At 71.6% G+C, this 6,824-nt stretch carries 7 protein-coding genes; 4 read left to right on the top strand and 3 right to left on the bottom strand.

Annotated features, from left to right (window positions below; genetic code table 11):
- Positions 1 to 499: 499 nt before the first annotated feature.
- Complete coding sequence (locus D471_RS0125180; protein WP_017601180.1) at positions 500 to 1,198, bottom strand: class I SAM-dependent methyltransferase; 699 nt, start codon at positions 1,196 to 1,198, stop codon at positions 500 to 502.
- Between the two features lie 129 nt (positions 1,199 to 1,327).
- Between D471_RS0125180 and D471_RS0125185 the strand changes: the two genes are divergently transcribed.
- The 3 genes from D471_RS0125185 (at position 1,328) to hisG (ending at position 3,500) form a co-directional block, all read left to right on the top strand.
- Positions 1,328 to 2,158, top strand: coding sequence for an SDR family NAD(P)-dependent oxidoreductase (locus D471_RS0125185; RefSeq protein ID WP_017601181.1), 831 nt, complete (start codon positions 1,328 to 1,330; stop codon positions 2,156 to 2,158).
- A gap of 133 nt (positions 2,159 to 2,291) precedes the next feature.
- Positions 2,292 to 2,555 (top strand): phosphoribosyl-ATP diphosphatase, encoded by a 264-nt coding sequence (locus tag D471_RS0125190; protein WP_017601182.1) that lies wholly within the window; start codon positions 2,292 to 2,294, stop codon positions 2,553 to 2,555.
- Between the two features lie 90 nt (positions 2,556 to 2,645).
- Positions 2,646 to 3,500, top strand: coding sequence for an ATP phosphoribosyltransferase (gene hisG, locus D471_RS0125195; RefSeq protein ID WP_017601183.1), 855 nt, complete (start codon positions 2,646 to 2,648; stop codon positions 3,498 to 3,500).
- A 227-nt stretch (positions 3,501 to 3,727) separates the two neighbouring features.
- On the opposite strand, the gene D471_RS0125200 is transcribed toward hisG, so the two are convergent.
- Positions 3,728 to 5,200 (bottom strand): cellulase family glycosylhydrolase, encoded by a 1,473-nt coding sequence (locus tag D471_RS0125200; protein WP_017601184.1) that lies wholly within the window; start codon positions 5,198 to 5,200, stop codon positions 3,728 to 3,730.
- A gap of 74 nt (positions 5,201 to 5,274) precedes the next feature.
- Between D471_RS0125200 and D471_RS36115 the strand changes: the two genes are divergently transcribed.
- Complete coding sequence (locus D471_RS36115; protein WP_051059249.1) at positions 5,275 to 5,820, top strand: hypothetical protein; 546 nt, start codon at positions 5,275 to 5,277, stop codon at positions 5,818 to 5,820.
- A gap of 70 nt (positions 5,821 to 5,890) precedes the next feature.
- On the opposite strand, the gene D471_RS36120 is transcribed toward D471_RS36115, so the two are convergent.
- Positions 5,891 to 6,824, bottom strand: a 934-nt coding sequence (locus D471_RS36120) for a glycoside hydrolase family 6 protein (protein ID WP_017601186.1), incomplete at its 5' end; no start/stop codon positions are given.

Genomic DNA, 6,824 nt, shown 5'->3' on the forward strand with positions numbered 1-6,824 from the left:
GGGGTGCGGGCCAGGGCGGAGATCCGCCGCCGCACATCCACGGGCAGGGCCTCGGGGGTCGTGTCGCCGGTCCGGCCGGACAGTCCTAGGGCCGTTCCGGCCGCCTGGGTGAGCGTCACGTTGCCTCCTCCATAGGTCTTCGTCGACCTGGGGACGTCGGTGAGGTACGGGAGTCCGCGCGCATGGTTCGGGCGCACACCACAGCTGGTGTGAAGAACGTAGAGCCCAGGGCTTGTGGCGCGGGACGGGCTTCAGGGGACTTGAATCAGACCTTGGGAATATTTGGTGTGAACACGGACAGACTGCACTGGCAGTCGGCCGGGACAAGGCCTGGTCCTCAAGAAGTCAACGTGAGACTACCTGGGCCACACGGGTCACCGCGACACTCAATCTGGGCAGAACAGGTCACATTGGTGTGGCGGCCGGAGAAGGCGGAACGGCCCCTTCCCCGGCGTACGCGGCGCGGGGGAGGGGCCGGACGGGGCACGGGTCCCGTCGGTCAGGCGGGCTTGCGCAGGTGGTGCACCCACGCGGGCGGAAAGTTGGCGAGTACCCGCTCGGAGCGGATCCCGTAACGGTCGATCCAGTCCTGCACCAGCCAGCTCGTCCGTGCCTGGCGGAGGTAGTCCTCGCGGCGCGCGATGATCGCCTTGACCTCCTTGGTGTAGAGGTAGCCGTAGAAGGACAAGGTCCCGCCCGGCCTCAGCACCTCGAAGTAGTAGTCGAGGATCTCCTCGACCGCCTCCGCCGTGAAGTTGGCGAACGGCAGCCCCGAGACGATCACGTCGTAGACCCGGTCGGTGCCCATGTCGTTGACGAGCATCGCGTGCACCGTCGCGCTGTCGGCGATCTTCGACAGTTCGGGGTCGGTGCCCAGCAGGTCCTCGACGTGGGCGGCGAAGGCGGGATTGGCCTCCACCAGGTCGACGGTGTCGCCGGGGCGCATGGCGGCGGCGATGCCCCGGGTGATCGCGCCGGTCCCGGCGCCGGCCTCCATGATGCGCAGCGGTCGGTCGGGGGCGGGGCGCTCCCGCACGAACTCGGCCAGGGTGTCGGCCAGGGCTCTGCTGCTCGGAACGACGGAGCCGGTGGCGTGGAAGGTCCGTACCGCCTGGGTGAAGAAGAGCCTGGTGTCGCGGAGACGCTCGTCCAGCTTGAGGGCGGTGAGAGGTCCGGTGGGACTCGTGGTCTCGGCCATACCCGAACGCTAGCGCCTGGCGCGCGCCGACGGGAGGGATCGGCGTCAAATCCTCAGGTTCGACGCCTTCCGCCGGCGTGAACGGCACCGCGCCGCAGACGTGGGTCGGGGCGGCGTAGGCTGACCTTCATGAGCGATGCGGACGACACCCCAGGAACCGCCCCCCGTTCCCGGACCGCGCTGGTCACCGGCGCCTCCAGCGGTATCGGTGAGGAGTTCGCGCGCAGGCTGGCCCAGCGCGGGTACGCGCTCGTGCTCGTCGCCCGCCGTGCGGCACTCCTCGACGAGCTCGCGGAGGAGATCCGTGAGACCTACGGCACCGCCGTCGAGGCCCTCCCCGCCGACCTCGGCACCCGCGAGGGCGTCACGGCGGTGGCCGGGCGCCTGTCCGCCGACGGCGGGGGTGACGCCGCCCCGGTCGACCTGCTCGTCAACAACGCCGGGCGCGGGGACGGCGGCGCGTTCGCCACCCAGGACCCGGGCGAGATCGACGCCATGATCGACCTCAACGTCCGCGCCGTCCTCCAGCTCACCCGAGCGGTCCTGCCCGTCCAGATCGCCCGGCGCGCGGCGGGCGAGACCGCCAAGCTCGGTGTGCTCAACGTGTCGTCGCTGGCCGGCGAGCCCGTCGTGAACCCCGGCGGTTCGGTGTACGGGGGCGGAAAGAAGTTCGTCACCCTGTGGAGCGAGAGCGTGGCCGCCGAGGTTCGCGCGAAGGGTGTGCAGGTCACCGTGGTCCTGCCCGGGTTCGTGCGCACCGACATGACCCGAGCCGTCCAGGAGAGGGGGCTGCCCGAGTTCGCCTTCGTGTCCAAGGCGCAGATCGTGCGGGATTCGTTGCGCGCGTGGTCCGCCGGGCGCTCGCACGTCGTCCCCGGCGCCCAGTACAAGACCGCCGACAGCCTCCTCAGGGTCCTGCCGCGACCGGTCGTGCGCGCCCTGGGCCGCCGTCTCGGCTGACCTCCGCCGCGACCTCGACCGGGATCGTTCACCGAACGTTTCGACCACATCGTGAGACATCCGCGTCCCCGTGCGGCAACGGGCGCCCGGACCGCCTACGCTGGTAACGCACTGTCGGTCGAGGAAAGACACCATGAAGACCTTCGAAGAGCTGTTCGCCGAGCTGTCCGAGAAGGCACGCTCCCGCCCCGAGGGGTCCGGGACCGTCGCCCAACTCGACGCCGGTGTCCATGCCATCGGCAAGAAGGTCGTGGAGGAGGCGGCGGAGGTCTGGATGGCCGCCGAGTACGAGTCGGACGACCACGCGGCCGAAGAGATCTCGCAGCTCCTCTACCACCTCCAGGTCCTGATGCTGGCCCGCGGCCTGCGTCTCGAGGACGTCTACAAGCATCTCTAGGGCGTGTTCGCCGAACACGCCCCGGCCGGTCTCCCGCACCGGCCCACCGGACGTCCCCGAAACGCCAGAACCGACGAAGGAACCACTCACATGTCCGACCTGTTGCGAATCGCCGTGCCCAACAAGGGCCAGTTGTCCGAACCGGCGGTCGAGATGCTGCGCGAGGCCGGGTACCGGCAGCGCAAGAGCTCCCGGGACCTGGTCATGGTCGACCCGGACAACGACACCGAGTTCTTCTTCCTGCGCCCCAAGGACATCGCCGTCTACGTCGGCGAGGGCATCCTCCAGGCCGGGATCACCGGCCGTGACATGCTGCTGGACTCCGGCGCCGCCGTGGACGAGGTCCTCGCCCTGGGCTTTGGCGCCTCCACCTTCCGCTTCGCGGCCCCCAACGGCGCGAGCATGAAGGTCTGCGACCTCAACGGCAAGCGGATCGCCACGTCCTTCGACGGGCTGCTCCGCTCCTACCTGGACGAACAGGGCGTCGACGCCCGCGTGATCCACCTGGACGGCGCCGTGGAGAGCTCCGTGCAGCTCGGCGTGGCCGACGCGGTGGCCGACGTGGTCTCCACGGGGACCACGCTCCGCCAGGCGGGCATGGAGACCTTCGGCGAACCGATCCTGGTCTCCGAGGCGGTCGTGATCCGGCCGTCGGGCGCGGGTGAGGACCCCAAGATCGAGCAGCTGCTGCGGCGCCTGCGCGGCGTCCTGGTCGCCCGCGACTACGTGATGATGGAGTACGACGTCCACGCCGAGCACCTGGAGCCCGCCGTCGCCCTCACCCCGGGCATGGAGGGCCCGACGGTCTCCCCGCTGCACCGCGAGGGCTGGGTCGCGGTCCGCTCGATGGTGCCGCGCCAGGACGCGCAGCGCATCATGGACGACCTGTGGCACCTCGGCGCCCGCGCCATCCTGGTCACCGACATCTACGCCTGCCGCCTTTAGGGCGTGATCCGCGGGCACATACTCTGCTGCGCGTCGCCCCAGCGGCACTCTCGCTGTGTTCTCATCAGTCGACAGGACACCACCCTGACTCCTTCTTCGGCCTTGCGAGAGCACTACTGGATACGCCGCTCGCGACGAGCAGCGCCCACGGAACACGCCCTGGCGCGCTGATCCGCGACGGGCCCCGTACACCGTGCGGGCCCGTCGTCGTGGGCGCCCTCGCGCGGTCATCCGGGGACGACGGTGAGCGTGTACTCGTCGCCGGGCGCCCCCGAGGGCGTGTCCACGAACAGCACCCGCCGGTCCGCGTCCCACTCGAAGGTCCAGTCCTTCGCCCCGTCCGGGGCGGCCACGGACAGGTCGAACCCGTCCGGATAGTCGGTCTCGGGCAGGTACAGCTCGGTCGGTCCGGACACGCCCTCGCGCACCGCGAACCGCACCGAGAGCCGCGCGGCGTCCGTGTCGTGGTCGATCTCCAGCGGGTCTCCGGCGACCGCGCGGGGGTAGGCGCGGTTCATCACGTCGACGAGGGGTCCGGGGTTGAGTTCCTCGTCCGCCCACGGCCCCCACCCGTCGTGGTCGTTGGACCAGTAGACCCGCCCCGCGGCCATCTGCTCGGTCTCCGCCAGCATCCGCGCCACGTAGTCGGTGGCGCCCTCCCCGGACACGTTCAGGCCGAACTCGCCCAGGACGATCGGCGCGTCCAGTCGCTCCGCCGTGGTGCGGACGCTCGCTGACCACAGCTCGACGCTCGTGTCCACCGTCTCCCGGGACTCGCCCGCGTACGGCTGCCCGAGGTCCATGGGCAGCGGGTAGGCGTGCGGGGCGTAGACGATCCGGGGCTCCCCCTCGCGAGGGTCCGCCAGGTGCGGCAGGGCCGACGGCGTCCCCCAGTTGACGCCCACCGCCTGCCCCTCCACGAAGAGCCAGGTGTCCTGGTCGGCCTCCCGGATCCGGGCGACGCAGCGGCGGTACAGCTCGGCGAGGGGGCCGCTTTCGAAGTCGGGCCCCTGGAGGCTGCCGCCGAAGGGCTCGTTCATGAGGTCGTAGCCGATGACCGCCGGTTCGCCGGCGAAGCGCGCGGCGACGTGCGCCCAGGCGGCGGCGTAACCGTCCATCAGTTCGGGGTGCTCACCGGTGGTGCCCCAGAAGTGGTCGAAGGCCCGGACCACCCCCGGCTCCAGGTAGACCAGCTCCCACATCTCCTGGGGTTCCACGGGCAGGCCGTCGGTGTGGGTGGCCCACTCGGGGGCGCCGTTGCCGGAGTGCCGCTCGGGGCTGGTGAACCGCCCGTAGAGGTCCTGGTGCATGTCCAGGAGGACGTGGTAGCCGCGTTCGGAGTACCAGTCGACCCGTTCGGCGACCGCGTCCAGGTACGTCTCGTCGTAGACCCCGTGTTCCGGTTCGAGCGCCTGCCACTGGAGGAGCAGGCGGACGAAGTTGGTGCCCATGAGGTCGTACTCGCGCTGGACGGCCTCCTCCGTGATCCAGGGCAGGCGCTCGGGGTCGGACTTGGCCGAACCGGAGGTGTTGAACCCGTGGAGGAACAGGGCGCGTCCCCGGTCGTCGGTGAGGTAGCGGGTGGGCCCGGGATCGTGCTCGGTGATGACCGCGACGGCGGTGGTCAGGAGTAGCGCGAGCGCCACGAGGGCGGCGGCGGGGAGTCGGCGGGGGAGTCGGCCTCGGGCCTGGCGCGGCATCGGCACCGTCCTTTCGGGGATGGGGGCGAGGGGGTGGTCAGGACGGGGTGTTGGATGAGACGCGGATCACTAGGATGCAAAAGGTGAATAAGATTCGCAATATCCGTCTGGCCGGCGCCGCCGGTTTCACGGCCCTGCTCCCCTGCGCGCTCTTCGGCAACGGCGCGTTCGTCGCCTGGCTCGGCGCCCGCGCCGCCTGGCTCCTGCTGCCGTCCGCGTTCGGCGCCCCCTTCGCCTTTCCCCGGCTCGGCCCCTCGACCGTGGGTCAGCCGCCCTGGAACCACGTCACGGAGATCCTGGCCGTGCTGGTCCTCGCCGGGGTCACCGCGTGGTGGACGTATCGCGCCCTGGGCCGTCGGCCCGGCGCCAACTCCTCGCGGTTCCTGCTCTCCGCCTGGGCCGCGGTCCTGCTCGGACTGGTGGCCGCCGGTGTCCTGCGCGCCGCCGCCGACGCCCTCGCCGGGGGCGTCGGGCTCCTGGCGCTGGCCGGGTTCGTGCTCGCCGGGACCCTCAGCGGCCTGCTGTGGGGCGTGTGCACCGGCTGGGTGTGCGCGGTGCCGGTCGCGGTCGTCCACCGGTTGACGGCGGCCCGGGAGACCCCGGCCCCGACCGGGGCCTGAGGAGGGCCGCCGCGCGTGCGGCGACGGGGTGGAACGGAACCCGCCCCACCCCGCCCGCGTGTCCGGGGCCTCAGGCCGCCGAGCAGACCACGTCCGGTACGCCTCCGGTGCCGTCGTGGGTCCCGGTGAACCCGAACTCCGTGCTGTCGCCGGGGCCGAGCGTCCCGTTCCAGCCCAGGTCCGTGGCGGTGACCCGCGTCCCACTGGTCGTGATGTCGGCGTTCCACCCCTGGACGACGCTCTGGCCGTCGTCGTGGGTCCACGTCACGGTCCAGCCGGAGAGCGCCGACCCCGCGGTGACCGTCACCGCCGCCTGGAAACCGCCCGACCACTCGGAGACGATCCGGTACTCGGCCGTGCAGTCCTCGTCGGCCGGAGGGTCGCTCGGCTCCTCACCCGGGTCGGGGGCGTTCACCGCCAGGTCGTAGGCGGCCTGGGGGACGAACTGCCCCGCGGGCGCGATGCAGCCGTCGGCCTCACCCGGCAGCTTGGTCCAGAGGAAGGCGTCGATCAGCGGGTGGCCCGTGTCGGTGGTGCTGGGGCGGCCGATCATCCGCCCCGGCGGGTCGCACCACTCGTTGTCGGGGGTGGGGCCGTTGCCGTTGCGGCTGGTGTCGATCACGGCGCCGAGCCCGGGTACGCCCGTGGCGGCGATGACGGACTCGGCGAAGGCGATCTCGTCGTCGGTCCAGTTGTAGTTGGAGGTGTTGGTGGCGATGCCGTGGGCGCTGTGCGCGATGTCCGCGCCGTTGAGCAGGTCGGCGGCGTCCTGGGGACTCAGCCAGGCCGAGTTCCCGATGTCGAAGTACACCCGCGCCTGGGGAGAGCCCGCCATGAGGGCCCGGCCCGCGAAGGCCATCGACTCCAGGAGCGGGGAGGGGTCACTGCACGCGCTCACCAGCGGGAGGGCGTCGGGCTCCAGCACGATGGTGGCGGGACGGCCCTCCAGTCCGGCGGCCACCTCCTCCACCCAGGCCCGGTAGGCCTCGTGGCTGGGGGGCCCC

This window comes from Nocardiopsis lucentensis DSM 44048 (assembly GCF_000341125.1).
GTDB classification, from domain to species: domain Bacteria; phylum Actinomycetota; class Actinomycetes; order Streptosporangiales; family Streptosporangiaceae; genus Nocardiopsis; species Nocardiopsis lucentensis.